This is a genomic window from Paraburkholderia solitsugae (assembly GCF_013177695.1).
Classification (GTDB): Bacteria; Pseudomonadota; Gammaproteobacteria; order Burkholderiales; family Burkholderiaceae; genus Paraburkholderia; species Paraburkholderia solitsugae.
On sequence record NZ_WOEY01000064.1, the window covers coordinates 38,041 to 59,183 of the forward strand.

Annotated in this window: 20 protein-coding genes and 2 tRNA genes; 11 read left to right on the plus strand and 11 right to left on the minus strand. The window is 62.8% G+C overall.

Going from position 1 to position 21,143, the window contains the following annotated elements:
* Window positions 1-37: 37 nt before the first annotated feature.
* From GNZ12_RS15630 to fdxA, 3 genes are all read right to left on the minus strand, one after another.
* Window positions 38-113: transfer RNA gene (locus GNZ12_RS15630), tRNA-Asn, on the minus strand.
* 62 nt (window positions 114-175) lie between these two features.
* A tRNA-Asn gene (locus tag GNZ12_RS15635) sits at window positions 176-251 on the minus strand.
* Between the two features lie 115 nt (window positions 252-366).
* Entirely contained in the window at window positions 367-690 is a 324-nt protein-coding gene (fdxA, locus tag GNZ12_RS15640) for a ferredoxin FdxA (protein ID WP_074282621.1), read from the minus strand.
* Window positions 691-970: 280 nt separating this feature from the next.
* Between fdxA and pncB the strand changes: the two genes are divergently transcribed.
* From pncB to GNZ12_RS15665, 5 genes are all read left to right on the plus strand, one after another.
* A complete protein-coding gene (gene pncB / locus GNZ12_RS15645; protein WP_172311240.1) occupies window positions 971-2,167 on the plus strand; it encodes a nicotinate phosphoribosyltransferase in 1,197 nt (398 codons plus the stop codon).
* Between the two features lie 181 nt (window positions 2,168-2,348).
* A complete protein-coding gene (locus GNZ12_RS15650; protein ID WP_172311242.1) occupies window positions 2,349-3,011 on the plus strand; it encodes a LutC/YkgG family protein in 663 nt (220 codons plus the stop codon).
* A gap of 72 nt (window positions 3,012-3,083) precedes the next feature.
* Window positions 3,084-4,511 (plus strand): sodium:proton antiporter, encoded by a 1,428-nt coding sequence (locus tag GNZ12_RS15655; RefSeq protein WP_172311244.1) that lies wholly within the window; start codon window positions 3,084-3,086, stop codon window positions 4,509-4,511.
* 68 nt (window positions 4,512-4,579) lie between these two features.
* A complete protein-coding gene (locus tag GNZ12_RS15660; protein ID WP_172311246.1) occupies window positions 4,580-5,569 on the plus strand; it encodes a 2-hydroxyacid dehydrogenase in 990 nt (329 codons plus the stop codon).
* Window positions 5,566-7,014, plus strand: a complete 1,449-nt coding sequence (locus GNZ12_RS15665) for a DNA recombination protein RmuC (RefSeq protein ID WP_172311248.1) — start codon at window positions 5,566-5,568, stop codon at window positions 7,012-7,014. The genes GNZ12_RS15660 and GNZ12_RS15665 overlap by 4 nt, the downstream gene beginning before the upstream one ends.
* 45 nt (window positions 7,015-7,059) lie before the next feature.
* Here the strand turns inward: GNZ12_RS15665 and GNZ12_RS15670 are convergent, their stop codons facing one another.
* The 6 genes from GNZ12_RS15670 to GNZ12_RS15695 all read right to left on the minus strand — a co-directional run bounded on the left by GNZ12_RS15670 (window position 7,060) and on the right by GNZ12_RS15695 (window position 14,583).
* On the minus strand, window positions 7,060-7,548 hold the full coding sequence (locus GNZ12_RS15670; protein WP_172311250.1) for a GNAT family N-acetyltransferase: 489 nt from the start codon (window positions 7,546-7,548) through the stop codon (window positions 7,060-7,062).
* The gene (locus GNZ12_RS15675) at window positions 7,548-7,823 is read right to left on the minus strand and encodes a hypothetical protein (RefSeq protein ID WP_028199219.1); all 276 of its coding nucleotides are present in this window, start codon (window positions 7,821-7,823) and stop codon (window positions 7,548-7,550) included. The genes GNZ12_RS15670 and GNZ12_RS15675 overlap by 1 nt, the downstream gene beginning before the upstream one ends.
* Window positions 7,824-7,935: 112 nt before the next feature.
* The gene (moeA, locus tag GNZ12_RS15680; protein ID WP_172311252.1) at window positions 7,936-9,237 is read right to left on the minus strand and encodes a molybdopterin molybdotransferase MoeA; all 1,302 of its coding nucleotides are present in this window, start codon (window positions 9,235-9,237) and stop codon (window positions 7,936-7,938) included.
* 74 nt (window positions 9,238-9,311) lie between these two features.
* The gene (mobA, locus tag GNZ12_RS15685) at window positions 9,312-9,926 is read right to left on the minus strand and encodes a molybdenum cofactor guanylyltransferase MobA (protein ID WP_172311254.1); all 615 of its coding nucleotides are present in this window, start codon (window positions 9,924-9,926) and stop codon (window positions 9,312-9,314) included.
* A 12-nt stretch (window positions 9,927-9,938) separates the two neighbouring features.
* A complete protein-coding gene (gene moaA / locus GNZ12_RS15690) occupies window positions 9,939-11,048 on the minus strand; it encodes a GTP 3',8-cyclase MoaA (RefSeq protein ID WP_172311256.1) in 1,110 nt (369 codons plus the stop codon).
* A gap of 220 nt (window positions 11,049-11,268) precedes the next feature.
* Window positions 11,269-14,583, minus strand: a complete 3,315-nt coding sequence (locus GNZ12_RS15695; protein ID WP_172311258.1) for an Rne/Rng family ribonuclease — start codon at window positions 14,581-14,583, stop codon at window positions 11,269-11,271.
* Between the two features lie 732 nt (window positions 14,584-15,315).
* Here GNZ12_RS15695 and GNZ12_RS15700 point away from each other — a divergent pair.
* The 4 genes from GNZ12_RS15700 to GNZ12_RS15715 are packed head-to-tail and all read left to right on the plus strand — an operon-like array spanning window position 15,316 to window position 18,441.
* Complete coding sequence (locus tag GNZ12_RS15700; protein ID WP_172311308.1) at window positions 15,316-16,350, plus strand: RluA family pseudouridine synthase; 1,035 nt, start codon at window positions 15,316-15,318, stop codon at window positions 16,348-16,350.
* Entirely contained in the window at window positions 16,343-17,002 is a 660-nt protein-coding gene (locus tag GNZ12_RS15705; protein ID WP_172311260.1) for an HAD-IA family hydrolase, read from the plus strand. The genes GNZ12_RS15700 and GNZ12_RS15705 overlap by 8 nt, the downstream gene beginning before the upstream one ends.
* An 8-nt stretch (window positions 17,003-17,010) precedes the next feature.
* Window positions 17,011-17,403, plus strand: coding sequence for a Rieske (2Fe-2S) protein (locus GNZ12_RS15710; protein WP_235993752.1), 393 nt, complete (start codon window positions 17,011-17,013; stop codon window positions 17,401-17,403).
* Window positions 17,404-17,436: 33 nt separating this feature from the next.
* Window positions 17,437-18,441 (plus strand): S49 family peptidase, encoded by a 1,005-nt coding sequence (locus tag GNZ12_RS15715; protein ID WP_172311264.1) that lies wholly within the window; start codon window positions 17,437-17,439, stop codon window positions 18,439-18,441.
* 123 nt (window positions 18,442-18,564) lie between these two features.
* Here GNZ12_RS15715 and GNZ12_RS15720 read toward each other — a convergent pair whose 3' ends face one another.
* A complete protein-coding gene (locus GNZ12_RS15720) occupies window positions 18,565-19,284 on the minus strand; it encodes an SAM-dependent methyltransferase (RefSeq protein ID WP_172311266.1) in 720 nt (239 codons plus the stop codon).
* Window positions 19,281-19,898: a Maf-like protein gene (locus GNZ12_RS15725; protein ID WP_172311268.1), complete on the minus strand. Its 618-nt coding sequence runs from the start codon at window positions 19,896-19,898 to the stop codon at window positions 19,281-19,283. The genes GNZ12_RS15720 and GNZ12_RS15725 overlap by 4 nt, the downstream gene beginning before the upstream one ends.
* Before the next feature lie 234 nt (window positions 19,899-20,132).
* Between GNZ12_RS15725 and GNZ12_RS15730 the strand changes: the two genes are divergently transcribed.
* Together GNZ12_RS15730 and rpmF are read left to right on the plus strand one after the other, a co-directional pair.
* Window positions 20,133-20,777 carry a DUF177 domain-containing protein gene (locus tag GNZ12_RS15730; RefSeq protein ID WP_172311270.1) on the plus strand — a complete coding sequence of 215 codons (645 nt, stop codon included), beginning with the start codon at window positions 20,133-20,135 and terminating at the stop codon, window positions 20,775-20,777.
* Window positions 20,778-20,878: 101 nt separating this feature from the next.
* Entirely contained in the window at window positions 20,879-21,058 is a 180-nt protein-coding gene (gene rpmF / locus GNZ12_RS15735) for a 50S ribosomal protein L32 (protein ID WP_120344197.1), read from the plus strand.
* The last annotated feature ends 85 nt before the right edge of the window (window positions 21,059-21,143 follow it).

The following is a 21,143-nucleotide window of genomic DNA, read 5'->3' on the forward strand; positions in this document are numbered from 1 at the left end:
AAAAAGGCCCGCACGAATGCGGGCCTTCTAAATTTTTTGGCTCCTCGACCTGGGCTCGAACCAGGGACCTACGGATTAACAGTCCGGCGCTCTACCGACTGAGCTATCGAGGAACAGCAGTACAACTTGATCTACATAAAAAAGCCCGTATTGGTTAACGGGCTTTTGCAATTCTTGGCTCCTCGACCTGGGCTCGAACCAGGGACCTACGGATTAACAGTCCGGCGCTCTACCGACTGAGCTATCGAGGAACAGAACAACAAACAGCAGAGAAGCGAAATTGTAGAAGCAGCTTAAGCGCCTGTCAATACCCTGCGATCATCTCGATTTGGTTCGAATGCAACAGCGGGGGACAGGCCGAGCCGCTTAACGGGCGAGCAGGGCCAGCTTTTCCTTCACGTCCTTGAACTCGTCGGCTTCCGGCAGCGGCGCCTTGGTCTTGGTGATGCTCGGCCAGTTCTTCGCCAGCTCGGCATTCAGCTCGGTGAAGTGCTGCTGGTCGCCAGGCACGTCTTCTTCGGCATAAATGGCATTCACCGGGCACTCGGCCACGCACACGGCGCAGTCGATGCATTCATCGGGGTCGATCGCGAGGAAGTTGGGACCTTCGCGAAAGCAGTCCACCGGGCACACATCGACGCAGTCGGTATAGCGGCACTTGATGCAGCTTTCGGTCACAACGTGAGTCATTCAGGCAGCTCCTGCATGCGGAATCAGAGAAGGCGAATACGCCAAAAGCGCTATTGTAACGTAACGTCAAGAGGCGCATACGGCATCGGTCAACGGCTTTTATACGTTTTCGTGATTAGTTTATGGCGTCCGGCGCGGTAACCCGCCGGCGCGCTGAATCCGGGCGCATTCGGGTAACATGCGTCAGGTCGGTGCGCACGGGGCGTGCCGCACGCGCATGGGTTGACGCGTTTGGTCGAGCCAAGCCTCCCGTTTTTTTTGCAGTCCAGTTCGCACCATCATGATTATTACTTCGCTGCTCGACACCGATCTGTACAAGTTCACGATGATGCAAGTGGTGTTGCATCACTTTCCCGCGGCGAATGTCGAGTATCGCTTTCGCTGCCGCACGCCAAATGTCGACCTCGTGCCGTATATCGGCGAGATCCGCGATGAAGTGCGCAAGCTCTGCGACCTGCGCTTCACCGACGACGAACTCGACTACCTGCGGCGCATGCGCTTCATCAAGGGCGACTTCATCGAATTTCTCGCGCTGTTCCATCTGAACGAGAAATACATTTCGATCGAACCGTCGCCGAAGGGCAATGGCGAAATCGACATCGAGATCAAGGGGCCGTGGCTGCACACGATCCTGTTCGAGATCCCGATGCTCGCGATCGTCAACGAGGTCTACTTCCGCAACACCCAGCAAAAGCCTGACTACAGCGAAGGGCGCGGCCGTCTCGTCGACAAGATCAAGCTGCTGGGCGCGCGTCCGGAATTCGCCGACTGCAAGATCGCCGACTACGGCACGCGCCGCCGCTTCTCGAAGCAATGGCACGAAGAAGTGATCCTCACGTTGAAAGACGGCCTCGGCGAGCAATTTGCCGGCACCAGCAACGTCTTCTACGCGATGAAGCACAACCTCACACCGCTCGGCACGATGGCGCATGAATACCTGCAGGCGTGTCAGGCCCTCGGTCCGCGGCTGCGTGATTCGCAGATCTTCGGCTTCGAAATGTGGGCCAAGGAATATCGCGGCGACCTGGGCATTGCCCTGTCGGACGTGTACGGCATGGAGGCCTTCCTGCGCGACTTCGATATGTACTTCTGCAAGCTGTTCGACGGCGCGCGCCACGATTCCGGCGATCCGTTCGACTGGGGCGAGCGCCTGCTCAAGCACTACGAGGCGAACCGCTGCGACCCGCGCACCAAGATCCTCGTATTCTCCGACGCGCTCGACATTCCGAAGGTGCTGCAACTGTACGAGCGCTTCCGCGGCCGCTGCAAGCTGGCATTCGGCGTAGGAACCAATCTGACTAACGACCTGGGCTACAACCCGTTGCAGATTGTCATCAAGATGGTTCGCTGCAACGGTCAGCCGGTGGCGAAGCTGTCGGATTCGCCGGGCAAGAACATGTGCGAAGACAAAGCGTATCTCGCGTATCTGCGTCAGGTGTTCGGCATCGCGCAGCCCGAGGAAGACGCTGCGAAGTAACGCGGCGTCTGCGCGCCGCGTGTGCGACTCACGCGCCGATATCTTGCTGGGATCTCGCTGAGATCGTGTTCGCCGCGTGGCCAATACGCTGCCTTAGGCCGTTCGGCCAGGGTGTTCGCGCACAGGGTGGCCGGTATAATCCTCGTCACATCGCACGGCTGTCGACACGAGGATTTTGCATATGGACACATCGATTGCCCGCCGTAACATCCTGGCGCGCATCCGCGCGGCGCAGGGGCGCGAGCCTGAGCCATCCGCGTCCGAGCGTGAGGCGGTTACGGATTATCTGGCGCGCCATCCTCAAGGCCCGCGTCCGGAAATGCCGGCCGATTTGACCACGCGCTTTATCGAAGAAGCGCAGAAGATGGCGACCACAGTCGACACGGTCGAAACACTGAGCGAGGTGCCTTCCGCCGCGCATCGCTACCTTACTGAACACGCTCTCCCGCTGCAGGCAATCGCATGGCAAACCCTGCAAGATCTGCAATGGACTGCAGCCGGCCTCAACGTCGAATTCCGCAAACCTGAAGACGGCGACGTGGTCGGACTCACCGGCTGCTTCTGCGCGACAGCGGAGACCGGCACGCTGGTCCTGCTGTCCGGGCCGGAGACCTACGCTTCCGCAGGCCTGCTGCCGGAAACGCATATTGCGATCGTGCCGGCTTCGCGCATCGTCTCAGGACAAGAAGAGGTGTTTGGCCTGATTCGCAGCGAACGCGGCGAACTTCCGCGTGCGGTCAATTTTGTCTCCGGGCCGTCGCGCACCGGGGATATCGAACAGACTATCGTGCTTGGCGCGCATGGGCCTTATCGGGTGCACGTGATTGTCGTGCGTGGCGCCTGAGCGCGGTGAACGGCCGGGTCTCCCGCCGCGCAACGGCACCCGCGTTACCGCGTTAACAAGGACTTCAAGAATATGAAACGACATGCCGTGTGGTCGAGCATGGTGCTCGCCGCTGCTCTGACGCTGGCCGGATGGCCTCAACTGGCTTCAGCGGCGACGCTCGATGGCGCGACGTTGTCGGCGTTGTGGGGCTTGCCGTTTGCGGGCGTGTTGTTGTCGATCGCGGTGTTTCCGTTGGTCGCGCCGGCATTCTGGCATCACCATTTCGGCACGATCGCGACAGCGTGGGCGCTGCTATTCCTGGTGCCGTTTGCGCTTACCTTCGGCGCGGGCGTCGCTTTCGGAACGTTGGTGCATGCGGTGCTCGAAGAATACATTCCGTTCATCGTGTTGCTGACGGCGCTTTATACGGTCGCGGGCGGCATCTGTGTGCGAGGCAACCTGCATGGCACGCCGCGGCTGAATACCGCCATTCTTGCCCTCGGCACCTTGTTGGCCAGCATCATGGGTACGACTGGCGCGGCGATGCTGCTGATCCGCCCATTGCTGCGCGCCAACGACAACCGTAAGCACATCGTTCATGTGGTGGTGTTCTTCATCTTTCTGGTGGCAAACGCGGGCGGCTCGTTGTCGCCGCTCGGCGACCCGCCGCTCTTTCTCGGCTTCCTGCAAGGTGTAAGTTTCTTCTGGACCACCACGCATCTGGCGTTGCCGATGCTGTTTGTCTGCGTCGTGCTGCTGGCCGCGTTCTATGCATTGGACTCGTTCTATTTTCATCGGCGTGAAGAAGAGCGCTCGCGCTTTCTCGACCCGACGCCGGATTCGCCGCCGCTAGGCGTCGACGGCAAGATCAACTTCGCGCTGCTCGCTGCCGTGATTGCGCTGGTTTTGATGAGTGGACTCTGGAAGTCCGACGTCGTGTTCGACGTTTTCGGTACGCACGTCGCGTTGCAAAATGCCGTGCGCGATGTCGCGCTGATCGGCGTCACCTTGCTCTCGCTGGCGTTGACGCCGCGCGCGGCACGCGCGGGCAACGACTTCAACTGGGCGCCGATCGAAGAAGTCGCGAAACTGTTTGCCGGCATCTTCGTGACGATCGCACCGGTCATCACGATCCTGCGTGCCGGCGAGACGGGTGCGTTTGCCGGCATCGTCCATCTGGTCAACCCGGCCGGCGCGCCACACGACTTGATGTACTTCTGGGCGACTGGCCTGCTATCGTCGTTTCTCGACAATGCGCCGACCTATCTGGTGTTCTTCAACCTGGCCGGCGGCGACGCACAGACGCTGATGACCACCGGTGCTACCACGCTCGCGGCGATCTCCGCCGGCGCGGTATTCATGGGCGCCAACACGTATATCGGCAACGCGCCGAACTTCATGGTGAAAGCGATCGCGGAGTCGCGCGGCATTCGCATGCCGAGCTTTTTCGCGTATCTCGGCTGGTCGGTTGTGGTGTTGATGCCGCTGTTTCTCGTCACCGGCTTTCTGTTTTTCTGACGCTACGTTTCGCGCTTATATCCTGACGCCGAGGTAGTTGGACTCGACGCGCTATCCGGAGAATTGCAATGCAGAAGATCCTCGTCGCCCGTCCGATCTTTCCCGACGTGATCGAACGGCTCAAACAGTATTTCGACGTCGACTGGCACCAGGGCGACGTGTTGTCCGCTGAAGAATTGACGCGACGTCTCACGGATAAAGACGGTGCGTTGACCGCGGGCGATCCGGTCGGCGCGGCGGTGCTCGCCGCGGCGCCGCGCCTGCGCGTGGTGTCGAATATGGCAGTGGGCTACAACAACTTCGACATGGCCGCGTTCAACGCGGCGAACGTGCTCGGCACCAATACGCCGGACGTGCTGAACGAATCGACCGCTGACTTCGGCTGGGCGCTGATGATGGCCACGGCACGACGCATCGCCGAATCGGAGCACTGGCTGCGCGCGGGCAAATGGCAGAAGTGGACCTACGACGGTTTTCTCGGCAGCGACATCTACGGCTCGACGCTCGGCGTGATCGGCATGGGCCGGATCGGGCAGGCGCTGGCGCGTCGCGCCAAGGGTTTCAACATGCAGGTGATCTATCACAACCGTTCGCGCGTCGCGCCGGAGATCGAGGCGGAGTTGAACGCGGAGTACGTGTCCAAACAGGATCTGCTGCAACGCGCGGATCACGTGGTGCTCGTCTTGCCGTACACGAAGGAAAACCATCACACGATCGGCGCGGCCGAACTCGCGCAGATGAAACCGACCGCAACGCTCACCAACATCGCGCGCGGCGGCATCGTCGACGATGCCGCGCTGGTCGAGGCGCTGCGCACGAAACAGATCGCCGCAGCCGGGCTGGATGTGTACGAAGGCGAGCCGAATCTGAATCCGGATCTGCTGACCGTGCCGAATGTCGTACTGACGCCGCACATCGCCAGTGCGACTGAAGCCACGCGCCGCGCCATGGCGAACCTCGCCGCGGACAATCTGATCGCGGCGCTGGGTGAAGGCCCGCGCGCCGGCCGGCCGCCGAATCCGATCAACCCCGAGGTCATCGGCAAGGCGCGTTCATGACAATGATTCTGGTGGCGGCCGTTGCCGTGCTGGCGGTTGCCTTGGTCATCGCGTTGGCATTGCTGATGCGCGGGCATAGCCGCGCTGACGAAAGCGAGCAGTTCGAACTACTCAGCGAGCGGATCGACGCAGCGGCCGATGCGCAGTCGCATGCTTATGAGCGGCTCGAGCGGCAACTGCGCAATGACATCACTGAAACGGCGCGCGTGTCGCGTACCGAGCAGAGCAGTGGGTTCGCGCACTTTCAGCAAACGCTGGCATCGCAATTCAGCAGTATGACGACGGTGCAGGGCGGCAAGATCGACGGCTTCGCGCAGCAACTCGACGCGGTGCGTCACAGCCTGCAGCAGCAGGCGCAGCAGGCGCGCGACGAGCAAGGGCGCACGCTCAAGCAGTTCGGTGAAACGCTGACTTTGCAACTGGGCCAACTCACCGAGGCGAACGATCGCCGCTTCGCCGAAGTGCGTGCCACCATCGAACAGCGCTTGAAAGACATCGAGGCGAACAACTCGACCAAGCTGGACGAGATGCGCCGCACCGTCGACGAAAAATTGCACGCCACGCTCGAACAGCGCCTGGGCGAATCGTTCAAGCTGGTGTCCGACCGGCTCGAGCAGGTGCATCGCGGTTTGGGCGAAATGCAGACGCTGGCTGCGGGCGTCGGCGATCTGAAGAAGGTGCTCACCAACGTCAAAACGCGCGGCACATGGGGTGAAGTGCAGCTCGAAGCGTTGCTCGAACAACTGCTCACTGCGGATCAATACGCGAAGAACGTCGCGACGGTGCCGAAGAGCGCCGATCGCGTCGAATTCGCGATCAAACTGCCGGGCCGTGCGGAGACGGGTGGTCCGGCCACGCCGGTTTGGTTGCCCATCGACGCCAAGTTTCCGCGCGAAGACTACGAGCGGCTGATCGAGGCTCAGGAACGCGCCGATCCGGTTGCGGTGGAGGAGGCGTCGCGCGCGCTCGAAGCGCGGATTCGCGCCGAAGCACGCACAATTGCGGAAAAGTACGTGTCGCCGCCGCATACCACCGACTTCGCGCTGCTGTTTTTGCCGACCGAAGGCCTGTACGCGGAAGTTCTGCGTCGGCCTGGCCTGACGGACCTGCTGCAACGCGAGTACCGTGTGACAATTGCCGGCCCGACCACGCTCACCGCCTTGCTCAATAGTTTGCAGATGGGTTTCCGCACGCTGGCGATCGAGAAGCGATCGAGCGAGGTGTGGCAAGTGTTGGGCGCGGTTAAAACGGAGTTCGGCAAATTCGGCGACGTGCTGGCAAAGACCAAGGCACAGCTTGAAACCGTCACGCGTTCGATCGAAGCCGCGGAAACACGTACCCGCGTGATGAACCGCAAGTTGCGTGACGTCGAGGCCTTACCGGGCGAAGAGGCGAGCGGGTTGCTCGGCGATGCGCTAACGGGCGTGGATCCCGACGAGCAATAGCGCCGGCGTAGAGCGTCCGGGCTGGATGTCCGGGAAGCGGCTGATTCAGGCGCCGGCCGTTGCGGCCAGTCGTTCCAGCGCTTCGCCCGTCAGGCGCACGACACGCCAATCCGGCATCACCGTCGCGCCCATCTTCTCGTAGAAGCTAATGGCCTGCTTGTTCCAGTCGAGCACGGTCCATTCAAAGCGTCCGCACTGCCGCTCGACGGCCAGCGCCGCCAGCCGGGCTAGCATCGCGCCGCCTAGACCGCTGCCGCGTTGACTCGGTTGCACGTAGACATCTTCGAGATACAGCCCGCGCTTGCCGGCGAAACTCGAGTAATTGTGGAAGAACAGCGCATAGCCGACGATGCGTCCTTCGTTTTCCGCCACCAGCGCTTCGATCGACGGCCGTGCGCCGAACAGTGCGTCATGCAAACCGTCTTCGGTCGCGACAAATACGTGCGTGAGGCTTTCGAATTCAGCCAGCTCGTACGTCAGCGCGAAGATTGCGCCCGTATCCGCGGGCATCGCGGCGCGGATCGTCGCGGTCATTACGCTTCTTCCGGCGCGTCGGTCAGCTGGATTTCGATACCGCCAAAGCGCGACGCCACCCAGTTGTACGCGTGGCATGCAATCCACAGCAGGACGAAGCCGAGAATCGCGTTCAGCAGCAGCGCGCTGAACACCGTGCTCAGTTCGACCGAGCCGTAGCGGATAAACGCCACCAGTACGCCGAGCAGCACGATCGGCACCGAAAACGTCAGGTACACGAGGATCAGTGCTTTGGCCGTCTGTCCCGGTGCAATGAACGAGATCTGTTTTTTCATGTAAGTCAAACCCGTGTGTCGTAGTGGTAATGGGTAAAGCGGCAAATGAGGCGGCAAATGAAGCCGCAGATGAAGCTGCAAACAGGCCGCAACAGAAGCATTCCGTCAGTCGTCAGATAAGACCGTCGAACAGCATGATATCCACGTGCTCACCCTCGGCAATATCGGTTTCATCGTGCCCGAGAACGATGAAACAATTTGCTTCGCTCATCGAACTTAGCACGCCGGAGCTTTGCGAGCCGGTTGGCGTCACATGCCATTGGCCGTGCGCGTCCCGCTCGGCGACGCCGCGCTGGTACTCGGTGCGGCCGGCGCGCTTGCGGATGGTCTGGCGGCTGGCGGCGCGCAGGATCGGCAGTGCCTGCGGCGTTGCGCCGGACATCAGCAGCAGCGCTTCGCGCACGATCTGGTAGAACGTCACCATCACGGCCACTGGATTGCCCGGCAAGCCGAAGAATAACGCGGGCAGCCCGAGACCCGGATGCTCGCCGGACCAGACCCGGCCAAAAGCGAGCGGCCGGCCTGGGCGCATCGCGAGACTCCAGAAGGCGACGTCGCCGAACGTCTGCAGCAATTGCTTGGTGAAATCCGCCTCGCCGACCGAGACGCCGCCCGAGGTCAACACCACGTCGGCGCTGGCTGCAGCACTGCGCAACGCGGCTTCGAGCGCGGCGGGCTCGTCGCGCACCACGCCGAGATCGAACGTATCCATATTCAGGCGCCGGAGCATCGCAAACAGCGTGTAGCGATTGCTGTCGTACACCGAACCCGGGTCGAGCGGCTCGCCGAGCGAGCGCAACTCGTCGCCCGTGGAGAAAAACGCGACGCGCAAGCGCCGCCGTACGCTGACTTCGCCAATGCCGAGCGAAGCCAGCAAACCGAGGTCCGAAGCGCGCATGATGCGGCCGGCGCGTAGCGCGGCATGGCCGCGTGCGAGGTCTTCGCCGGCCAGGCGCCGGTTGGCGCCGCCCCGCATGGCGTTGGCCGCAAAGCGGATCGAGGTGGAATCGGTACTGCGCTCGACCAGCTCCTGCGGCACGACGGTGTCGCAGCCAGCCGGCATGCAGGCGCCCGTCATGACGCGTACGCATTGCGTCGTGTCGGCGTGGCCCGCGAAAGGATGGCCGGCCAGCGCCTTGCCGACGATCGTTAAATCGACCGCAGACTCACTCGTTGCCAATGCTGCGCCGTTGAATGCGTAGCCGTCCATAGCCGAGTTGTCGTGCGAAGGGACGTCGATCGGCGACACGATGTCGGCCGCCAGCACACGGTCGAGCGCATCGCGCAACGGCACGCGTTCGACCGCCGTGACCGGCGTGGCCCAGTGACGGACGATCGCCTGGGCGGCCGAAACAGGTAGCGCATGAGGATCGTACTGCGCGACGCAGCGGGAAAATTCGTTAAGCGTGGTCATGAAGGGCTGGACGTCGCGACCGGAGGCGGGAGCGGCTGTTGCCGTGCGGCCGGAGCGGGGTTTCAACCGGCGCCTCAACAACGCTCGAGGTCGGCGAGTTCTTGTAACGAATTGATATTGTAAAACGCGCGCTCGTCGGTAAAGACGACTTCGACCGTCTTGTGGCGCGCGTACCACGCGCGAACCTTGCGCTCACCGGCTTCCAGAAAGGCGGCCAGGTCGTCCGCGAGACTCGTGCGCAGCAACGCGAACACGGGATGGAGCGAGACGTGGCCTTCGGCGTCGGTGGTCGTGACGGTGGCGATGTCGGCCTGATTCGCGTCGAGTGCCTGCGTGAGGCGGGCTGCGAGTTCGGCCGGCAGTCCCGGCGTGTCGCAGGGCGCGCTCAGCACGTACGCGGTGCTGGCCGCGCGCAGCCCGGCGAGCAGGCCCGCCAGCGGTCCGGGAAAGCCGGGTACGGTATCGGCAAGCACCTTGGCGCCGAACGGCGCGCCGAGGGTGGCGTAGACATCGGGGTGACGATTGGCGCTGATCAGCAGGGCGCCGGTTTGCGGTGCGAGGCGCTTCAGCACATGGGAGGCGAGCGGCTCGCCGCGCAGCGTTTGCAGCCCTTTGTCGACGCCGCCCATCCGCATGCCGCGCCCGCCCGCGAGGATCAGGCCGGTGATGTGTTCGCGTGCCGGGTTCATGGGCTCGCCTGCCTAGCCGCCGATGTACGACATTTCCACGCGACGGCCGTCCTGCTCGCGCGGTGCGGCTGCACTGCTGCCGCGCAATTGCGAATAACGGTCGCTGCGGCCTTGCCAGATTTCGGCGACGGCGGTGGCGATATCGGCGTCGCTCGCGCTGTTGCGCAGCAACGCGCGCAGATCGTGACCGGACGACGCGAACAGGCACAGGTAAAGCTTGCCCTCGGTCGACAGGCGCGCGCGCGTACAAGTGCCGCAAAATGCGCGTGTCACGCTCGAAATTACGCCGATCTCGCCACTGCCGTCCGCGTAACCCCAGCGCTGGGCGGTTTCGGCTGCGCTGTGCGCTTCGAGCGGCATGAGCGGGAAATGCTCAGCGATGCGCGTCACGACATCAGCGGAAGGCAGCACTTCGGTCATGTTCCAGCCGTTCGACGTGCCCACGTCCATGTACTCGATGAAGCGCAACACCGTGCCCGAGCCTTTGAAATGACGCGCCATCGGCACGATTTCGCTGTCGTTGGTCCCGCGCTTGACGACCATGTTGACCTTCACCGGCGCGAGCCCCATCGCGTGCGCCGCCGCGATTCCGTCCAGCACGTCGGCGACCGCGAAGTCGGCGTCGTTCATGCGGCGAAACAGGGTGTCGTCGAGCGCATCGAGACTCACCGTCACGCGGGTCAGGCCGGCGTCTTTCAGGCTGCGCGCTTTGCGCTCCAGCAGCGAGCCGTTGGTGGTCAGCGTCAGATCGAGTGGGCGGCCTTCCGGCGTGGTGAGTTGCGCGAGTCTTTCGATCAGGAATTCCAGATTTTTGCGCAGCAGCGGCTCGCCACCCGTAAGACGGATTTTCTCGACGCCATGTGCGACGAAGAGCCGCGCCAGCCGTTCGATTTCTTCGAAGCTGAGCAGGGCGCTATGCGGCAGGAACGCGTAATCCTTGTCGAACACCGCGCGCGGCATGCAGTAGACGCAGCGAAAATTGCAGCGATCCGTCACCGAAATGCGCAGGTCGCGCAGCGGGCGCGCCAGCGTGTCGTGCAGCGCGCCGCTGGGCGCCTGCACGGGACCGGAGATGACCGGCACCGCGCTGAAATCGTTAACAGGGATAATGCGTCGGGACATGAGTTACTTCGTTTGGGGCTGCTTAGGTGCTGTGACGGGTGCTGCGATTGGAGCCTAGATCTTCATTCTAGCGGAAATGCATCCGGCGGCTGCCGGCCCCCGGACGCTGTCCGGGTATACGGGGAGTGGCATACCGCACGCGACCGGGCGGGTGTGCGACGCCCATAAAAAACAAAAAGCCCGCCGGTGAGGGCGGGCTTTTTGCGTGGCAACGGTTCGCTTACTGCGGATGCTTACCGGTTTCCACCATTTGCATCGGCGCGGTTTCGACCGGCGGCAACGCCTTACGCTCGCGACCCACACGAACCGGCTTGGCCGCTTGCGCTGCCGCTTCCTGCGCGGCACGCAGCTTGTCGGCGTCGGTGTTCACCCAGACGAGACCGGCTTGTTCCAGCACCGGCTTCAGGGCTTCCGCCGACACACCGGCGTTACGCGGGGCTTGCGGCGCAGCTGCGACGGGTGCCGGCTCGACTGCTGCCGGTTCGGCGACAGCTTCAACTGCCGGTGCGACCGCTGCAACGACCGGTTGCGCTTCGAAGATATCAGCTTGCCGTGCCGGCTGGGCGGCCGGTGCTTCGACCACTGCCGCCGGGGCCGCGGTTTCTACCGGAGCCGGAGCAGCTTGCACTTCGACGGCCGGAGCCACTGCCGGCGTTTTGACCCGCGCTTCAACCGGGGCTTCAACCGGGGCTTCAACGCGAGCGACTGGTTCGACAAACGAAACCGTCTCGCTGGCGGCCGGCGCAGCTTGCGCTGCTTCAACCGGCGCGGCAGCGGCTAGCGCCACCGGTGCTTCCACTGCTTGCTCGACCGCAACGGGTGCCACCGGCGTTTCTGCGACCGGCGCAACCGTTTCCGCCTTCGCCGCCGTCTCGACCGCGACAGCCGACGTTTCAGTTGCAGCGTGCAGTTCACTGACCACAACGGTTTCCGTCGCGACAGCAGCGACAACCACTTCCACCGGCTTAACGTTGCTCACTTCGTTGACTTCAGCCTTGTGCTCGACCGGCTGATGCGCGGTGCGTACCGGCGCTTCGTCGGTCACATTGGCGGTGTCGCTTTCGCCTTCCGCGACGTCTGCAGCCAGGTTGCCGTTGACGTCTTCTTCACGCTCACGACGGCCACCACGACGGCCGCGACGGCGACGACGGCGCTCTTCACCTTCACGCGCCACCGCTTCCTGATCGATCGGCGCACCGTTTTCGCCCAAGGCGGTCTGGTTTTGCGCCAGTTCTTCCGCTGTTTGCGACTCGTTTTGCGTCAGTGCCTCTGCCGCTTCCGGCTGCTGCTTGCGGCGTTCGCCACGTTCAGCGCGCTCGCCACGCTCACGGCGTTCTCCGCGTTCCTGACGCTCGCCACGTTCGGCGCGCGGAGCGCCGTCGACGGTTTCCACACGGTCGCCGCCACGCGTGTCGCGGTCACGGTTTTCACGGCCCTCGCGACCTTCTCGCGGCTCACGAGCCTCGCGCGGTTCACGGCCTTCGCGGGCCTCACGCGGCTCGCGGTTGCCACGCGGCTCGCGCGATTCACGTGCTTCACGCGGCTCACGGCCTTCGCGTGCCTCACGGCCTTCACGCGGTTCGCGTTCGTCGCGACGCGGCGACGGCTGCTGACCTTGCGCCTGACGGCCGCCGGTCACGCCTTCACCACGGCCCGCGGCATCGCGGCCACCCGCGCCGCCACGGCGATTGCGGTTGCGATCGCCACCGCGTTCGCCGGTGCGCTCGCCGCGCTCCGTGCGTTCGCCGCGTTGCGGACGCGTCTGCTTGTCGGTCGTAGCCGGTGCGGCAGGCGCCGGTGCGGCCGGCTGCATGCCGAACAGATTTTTCAACCAGCCGATAAAGCCGCCGCCGGCCGGCGTAACAGCCACCGGAGCCGGGGTTGCCGCCGGACGGACCGGCGCGCTCGGGGCCGGCTTCTCAGGCGTGATGCCCTTGACCGCCGCTTCCTGCTTCGGCTTCACTTCTTCAGCGCGCTTGCTGTAACCGGTTTCCGATTCCAGTTCGCGGGCTGCTTCTTCGGCCATCTTCCACGAGGCGCGCGGCTCGTCGAGGCGCGCATCGTCGTGACGCAGGCGCTCGAGCTTGTAATGCGGCGTGTCGAGGTGCTTGTTCGGGATCAGAACGACGTTGACCTTGAAGCGCGACTCGATCTTGTTGATTTCCGCGCGTTTTTCGTTCAACAGGAAGGCGGTCACTTCGACCGGCACCTGGCAATGGATCGCCGCGGTGTTTTCCTTCATCGCTTCTTCCTGAATGATCCGCAGCACTTGCAGCGCGGACGATTCGGTATCGCGGATGTGGCCCGTGCCGTTACAGCGCGGGCACGTCACATGGCTGCCTTCCGACAAAGCCGGGCGCAGACGTTGACGCGACAGTTCCATCAGGCCGAAGCGCGAGATCTTGCCCATCTGAACACGCGCACGGTCGTGCTTCAACGCGTCTTTCAGACGTTGCTCGACTTCGCGCTGGCTTTTGGCCGATTCCATGTCGATGAAGTCGATCACGATCAGGCCGCCCAGGTCGCGCAGGCGCAACTGGCGGGCCACTTCGTCGGCGGCTTCGAGGTTGGTGCGTGCAGCCGTTTCCTCGATGTCCGCGCCCTTGGTGGCGCGTGCCGAGTTCACGTCGATCGCGACCAGGGCTTCCGTGTGGTCGATCACGATGGCGCCGCCCGAAGGTAGCGGTACCGTGCGCGAGTACGCGGTTTCGATCTGGTGTTCGATCTGGAAGCGCGAGAACAGCGGCACGTCGTCGTGATACCGCTTCACCTTGCTGACATTGTCCGGCATCACAATATCCATGAAGGCGCGGGCCTGGTCATGGATTTCGGTGGTGTCGATCAGGATTTCGCCGATATCCGGCTGGAAATAGTCACGAATCGCGCGAATAACGAGGCTCGATTCGAGATAGATCAGCATCGGCTGGCCGCTCGAACCGCTTTGCGACGCGGCCTCGATGGCGCGCCACAGTTGCATCAGGTAGTTCAGGTCCCACTGCAGCTCTTCGGCGCTGCGGCCAATACCGGCCGTGCGCGCGATGATGCTCATGCCTTCCGGCAATTGCAGCTGCGCCATGGTTTCGCGCAATTCCTGACGGTCGTCGCCTTCGATCCGGCGCGACACACCGCCGCCGCGCGGGTTGTTCGGCATCAAAACCAGATACCGGCCGGCGAGCGAGATGAAGGTTGTAAGGGCGGCGCCCTTGTTGCCGCGCTCTTCCTTTTCGACCTGAACGATCAGTTCCTGGCCTTCACGGAGGGCGTCCTGGATGCGCGCGGAGCGCATATCGACGCCATCACGGAAATACTGGCGGGCGACTTCCTTGAACGGCAAAAAGCCGTGGCGGTCTTCGCCGTAGTTGACGAAACAGGCTTCGAGCGAGGGCTCGATGCGGGTAATGATGCCCTTGTAAATATTGCCTTTGCGCTGTTCGCGCCCGGCGGTTTCGATGTCGATATCGATGAGTTTTTGCCCATCGACGATGGCGACGCGCAGTTCTTCCTGCTGCGTCGCGTTGAACAACATTCGTTTCATTGAACGGCTCCAGGCGGCTTAGCTAGCCCTCAGCTGCGCGGTTGTCAGTCGCGAGAGCCAGGAGGGTAGCGGCATGCCGCGCCTTATTGTGTTTTCACAAGCACGCTGGAGCGGGAAAAATGGCGGGAGAATTGCCTGAGAGGGCCCGGCCCCATTAAAAAATGGGCACGGTGCCGCAGGGCACATGCGAACACGGCTTCAAATAACGACCCGACACGCCGCGGGTTCTGCCAGCAGACCTTCATAAGCCTTGCGTCCACTCGCGCCGGTGCGCCGGGTGGGCGCGTGACCGGAGGGTCGAAGGCTGCGGTCATGCCGCAGCGGGAAGTTCGCGCAGTCGGCGCGTCTTTTCTCGCTGGGGGTGTCTCGCCTCATTTTGACGTCGCCATGTCTTGTACTTTCTACAAGACGCCTCGGGCGCACGCCGTATTTTCGCAACTCGCAGCTTCCTACTGCAGGGCGTCAGACCGCCCGATACCGAAGCTGAAAGTTAAATTCTTTTTTACCAAAATTCCGTTACCGTCGAAGCTGACCTTGACCGAACGCGCCTGTGGGCGCCGTCCCTGCCGGGTACTGACCTCGTGCGTGCAACATGTTGCATCTCATTTTCAGGGTGAGCAACCAGACCCCGGCGCAAGTAAAATAACGGTTTATCGCTTGCGCCTGCGCAATCCGCCCGAATTCCGGACACTGCGCCGGCCGCCGCAGACTGCTGGGCAAATTATATTCATAATGAAAGAGTTAGGCAAAATATCCCAGAAATCGGTCGCAAGCGACCAGGTCTCGATGATTGAGATCGACGACAGTGCGGCCGGACAGCGCATTGATAACTTCCTGTTGCGCGTCTGTAAAGGCGTGCCGAAAAGCCATATTTACCGCATCCTGCGTAGCGGGGAAGTGCGCGTCAACAAGGGCCGGATCGACGCGCAGTACCGTCTCGAGCTAGGCGATCTGGTGCGTGTGCCGCCCATTCGCGTCGCTCAACCGAACGAGGCCATCGCCCAGGCGCCGGTGCCGAGCGCCGATTTCAAAATTATTTTTGAAGACGAGCACATGCTCGTGATCGACAAACCGGCCGGCGTGGCGGTCCACGGGGGCAGCGGTGTCGCGTTCGGTGTGATCGAACAGATGCGCGAAGCGCGGCCGCAGGCGAAATTCCTCGAATTGGTGCATCGGCTGGATCGCGAGACGTCCGGCATCCTGATGCTCGCCAAGAAACGCTCCGCGCTGGTCAATCTGCACGAGCAGATTCGCGAGAACAAGATGGATAAGCGCTACTATGCGTGCGTCCACGGCGAATGGGCGAGCGACTGGGGCCGCCGCCGCGCGGTCAAGGAGCCGCTGCATAAGTATTTGACAGCGGACGGCGAACGGCGCGTGCGCGTCCAGGCCGACGGCCTCGCTTCGCACACGGTCTTCAATCTGATCGACCGCTGGCCGGAGTACGCGCTGCTCGAGGCGGAACTGAAAACAGGTCGCACGCATCAGATTCGCGTCCATTTGCAGCATCTGGAATTGCCGATCGTTGGCGACGCCAAATACGGCGACTTCGCGCTGAACAAGGCGCTGGCCCGCGCCAACGCCAAGCCTGGCCTGAAGCGCATGTTCCTGCACGCCTACCGTCTTAAGCTGACGCACCCGGCGACTGGCGCGCACGTGCAGTTCGAAGCGCCGCTGCCGGCCGAATGCCGCAGTTTCATCGCGCAGCTCAATGAATTACGTGAATTACGAAATGGGTCAAACCCGGAGACGACACCGCATGGCTAGAGAGCAATTTGATCTGATCGTCTTCGACTGGGACGGGACGCTGATGGATTCGACCGCGCACATCACGCGCAGCATCCAGGCGGCATGCCGCGATCTCGGTCTGCCGGTTCCCGCCGATGAGGCCGCCAGCTACGTGATTGGCCTCGGCCTGCGCGACGCGCTGCAAATCGCCGCGCCCACGCTCGATCCGGCCGATTACCCGCGCCTGGCTGAGCGCTATCGCTTCCACTATTTAGTGAAGGACCAGACCACCGAGCTGTTCGTCGGTGTGCGCGAGATGCTGCAGGCGTTGCGCGACGAGGGTTATCTGCTGGCGGTGGCAACCGGCAAGAGCCGTGTCGGATTGAACCGCGCGCTCGACCAGTCGCGCCTGACGAGCCTGTTCGACGGCACCCGCTGTGCGGACGAAACTTTTTCGAAGCCGCATCCGGCCATGCTGCATGAGCTGACGCGTGAACTGGGGCAGGATCGGGCGCGCACGGTGATGGTCGGCGATACGACGCACGATCTGCAGATGGCGATCAATGCCGGTGTCGCGGGTATCGGTGTCACATACGGCGCGCATCCTGCCGGTTCGTTGACGGCTCTGTCGCCGAAATTCGTCGCCTCCAGCGTGAGCGCACTGTCAGAATGGCTGCGAGAGAACGCATGAGCACGGGTATGGCCGAAGCGGCGGCGCAAGCGGTTCGCATTTGCGCGTCCGAAGAACTGGTCGACGGCGGCGCGGGTGTGCGGCGCGCGGCCAGGCTCGGCGGCGACGACGTCGTGGTATTTTTTGTTCGCTATGATGGCCATGTGTACGGCTATCTGAATCGCTGCGCCCATGTGCCGATGGAGCTCGATTGGGCCGAAGGGCAGTTCTTCGAATCGTCCGGTTTATACTTGATGTGCGCCACACATGGCGCGATTTACGCGCCTGATACGGGCAAATGCGTCGGCGGCCCGTGCCGCGGCGGCCGGTTGCGGCGCCTCCAGGTCGACGAGCGGGACTCACCTGACGGTCGCGCCGTGTTCTGGCTGCCGGACGGCGAACTCCGCCCGGCCACCCCCTGATTTGTCTCCTCTTCGATCTTTCCACTGCACCGCATGTCCGACAATTTGACTCCCGAACCGAAGGAACCGTCCCTGACAGGCCGCCCGCGTACGCCTGCCGATGAGCCGGGCTGGGAGCGCGCCGCGCTCGAGCGCATCGCGCTTGCGGCCATCACCGAACAGCGCGCGGCACGCCGCTGGAAGATCTTCTTCCGCTTTGTGTTCCTGATCGTCTTGCTGCTGGCGGTATGGGGCGCCTTCGATTTTTCCGGGGACAAGGTTTCGACCACCGGGCGGCACACGGCCATGGTGACGCTTGACGGCGAAATCTCGGCTGATACGAACGCGAATGCGGAAGATATCAACACGGCACTCGAAAGTGCGTTCGACGACGCGGGTACGGCAGGCGTGATCCTGCGCTGTAACAGTCCGGGCGGCAGCCCGGTGCAGGCGGGCATCATCTACAACGAGATTCGCCGGCTGCGCGCCAAGTATCCGTCGATCCCCTTGTATGTCGTGGTCGGCGACATGTGTGCGTCAGGCGGCTATTACGCGGCCGCGGCGGCCGACAAGATTTACGTGGACAAGGCGAGCATCGTCGGTTCGATTGGCGTGCTGATGGATAGCTTCGGCTTCACCGGTTTGATGGACAAGCTGGGGATCCAGCGCCGCCTGCACACGTCGGGTGAGAACAAGGGCTTTTTCGATCCGTTCTCGCCGGAAACGCAGAAGATGGACGAACATGCGCAGGATATGCTCGACCAGATCCACGCGCAATTCATCGACGCCGTGCGCGAGGGCCGCGGCAAGCGCCTGCACGAAACGCCAGATATGTTCTCGGGCCTGTTCTGGACCGGTCAGAAGAGTGTCGAACTGGGGCTTGCAGACGGTTTCGGCGACGCGGATTACGTCGCGCGCGACCTCTTCAAGGCGCCGGATATCGTCGACTACACGGTCAAGGAGAGCATTACGGACCGCGTGGCGCGCAAGTTCGGTGCGGCAGTCGGCAGTGGCGCCGTTCACGCTATGGCGCTCGGCGGGAAGATGAGCCTGCGTTGATTTGATGCAAAAAAAGCCCCGTGCGGTCGAAAGTCGATCGCACGGGGCTTTTTTGTTTCTTCGCCGCTAAACGGCAAACAGCGCGGCGATCGGCGAATCAATTGGTTTAAGGCGCGGTAGCGATTAGACGGCGAGAATCAGGAAAATTGCCGGCCGCTTGTGCAGATCGATAGCCGGTTTCTTCTTCCAGTCGGCCACGGTGCGGCTGGCGATGGTTTCCGTCTCCAGCGTCAGATCGACGGCGACGCATACCAGGGTGGACGGCGCGCACGTTGCCAGCAAGGTGTCCAGTAGCGCGCGATTCCGATAGGGCGTCTCGATAAAGATCTGCGTTTGTTTGGCTTTGCGCGACTGCTGCTCCAGGTCGCGCAGGCGCTTGGCCCGCTCGGTGGCGTCGACCGGCAGATAGCCGTGGAACGCAAAACTCTGACCATTCAGGCCGGACGCCATCAACGCCAGCAGAATCGAACTCGGTCCGACAAACGGTACGACCTTGACGCCACGTTCATGCGCACGGCGCACCAGCAGGGCGCCCGGATCGGCGACCGCCGGGCAGCCGGCTTCGGATACCAGGCCCGCGTCAGTGCCGGCCAGGACCGGCGCAAGCAGTTTGTCGATCTCACCGGGCGGCGTGTTGACATTCAGTTCGCGAATCTCGATGTCCTGGATCGGCCTTTCGGTGCCGACCTTCTTCAGGAACGCGCGGGTGGTTTTCGCGTTTTCGCCGATGTAATAGTTGAGCGAAGCCGCACGGGCGCGCACCGGGGCGGGCAGGACGGCGTCGAGCGCGTCGGCATCGCCTTCGCCGAGGGTGTTCGGAATCAGATACAAAGTGCCGCTCATAGCGTCCTCAGGAGTGGGTAGCCGGCGGCGAGCAGCATGCGCGACAGCGTGATCAGCGGCAGGCCGACCAGTGCGGTCGGGTCGTCGGAATGAATCGCCTCGAGCAAGGCGATGCCGAGGCCTTCGGATTTGGCGCTGCCCGCGACGTCGTACGGTGTTTCGGCGCGCAGATAGGCGTCCAGTTCCGCGTCCGGCAAATCCCGGAACTGCACACGGGTAATGACATCGGCCGATTGCGCCGCCCCCGAGCGGTTGTCGAACAGGCACAGCGCACTATGGAACAGCACTTCGCGGCCGCGCATGGCCTGCAACTGGGCGAGCGCCTTGTCATGCGTGCCGGGCTTGCCGATCTGCAGGCCGTCGTAGGTGGCAACCTGATCGGAGCCGATGACGAGGGCGGCTACACCAGCGCCGAGCTTGTCTGTTACGGCGCGGGCTTTTGCCTCGGCGAGTCGCAGCGCGGTCACTTCGGGCGTTTCGCCGGCGAGCGGCGTTTCGTCGATTGCCGGCACGATGACATCGAACGGAACGCGCAGGCGCTCGAGCAGCTCGCGACGATAAGGCGAACTCGACGCCAGAATCAGGCGTGGCGGGCGATTGAGGGGGTCTGACATGGTCAACCAACGGCTAGAGAGGCGGGTCGTACGGCGTCGCGCGGAGTTCGCACGTGTACGGGCTTAAGTGTTTGACTCGAAAAGACAAAACGGATATGATTTCGGGCTTTTCATCGGTATGCTATTGCGTAGACGGCCCTGCCGTGTGGGCAATACGCAGCCCGCACGAGTTCCGCGGGCTACTTTGCAAACCGATTTACCCCCGGCGAAATCCTTGCCGACGCAGGAGCGCACATGACTCAACATCCTGGCAACCCTGCTGGTCTGTCCGACCCGCACGATATCGATCTGTTCGAATTTGCGCGGAGTGGGCGTCAGGCCGCGGGTGTCGTGCGCGTCTCGCAACTGCCGCGCATGTTAAACGAAGTCCCGGCAGAAGCGCCAGACCGCGATACCGCGTTCACCTGGCAAGCCGAAGGGGCGACGCAGCCGGAATTGCAGGACGACGGCACCGAGGGTCCGCAGCCTTATCTGAGGCTCGCGATTCACGGCGCTGCATGGCTCGAATGTCAGCGGTGCATGACACCGTATTTGCAGCCGTTCAATGTCGATGCAACTTACCGGATCGTCAGCACTGAGGCGGAAGCCGAAGAGTTTCCGCTCGACGAGGATGAAGTCGAGGTGATCGTGGGCTCGCGCCAGTTCGATCTCATCGACTTGATCGAAGAAGAGTTACTGCTTTCCTTGCCGCTCGTGCCCAAGCATGAGGTGTGTCCCGAAGTGCACGAGAGCCTTGTCTCTGGTGTGGCCGGAGCAGAGGGCGAGGGCGACGAGGCTGCGCCGGACGAAGCTGCTGAGGGCGGTGAGCCCGAGCGGCCCAATCCGTTTGCGGCGCTCGAAAGTCTCAAGCGCGGTGAGCCGGACGACAAGAAGCACTGAACAGTTGCAGGGTTGCGCGATGCGGGCGCATTGGCCATTCGGTCAATGGCGGACACCGGGTCGGGCTGTGTTAGAATTCGGAAAATTTTTAGGAGTTAGTCATGGCAGTTCAACAAAATAAGAAGTCGCCGTCGAAGCGCGGCATGCACCGTTCGCACGATTTCCTGTCGGCAGCGCCGCTGGCCGTGGAGCCGAGCACGGGCGAAGTGCATCTGCGTCACCACATTAGCCCGAACGGCTACTATCGCGGCAAGAAAGTCGTCAAGACGAAGAACGACTAATCGTTTCACTGCGTTGCGCCCCTTGGCGTTTCGCGTGGCGATCGGCTCGCTTGACATTTTCCCGGCTCGGCAAAAACGCGGCATT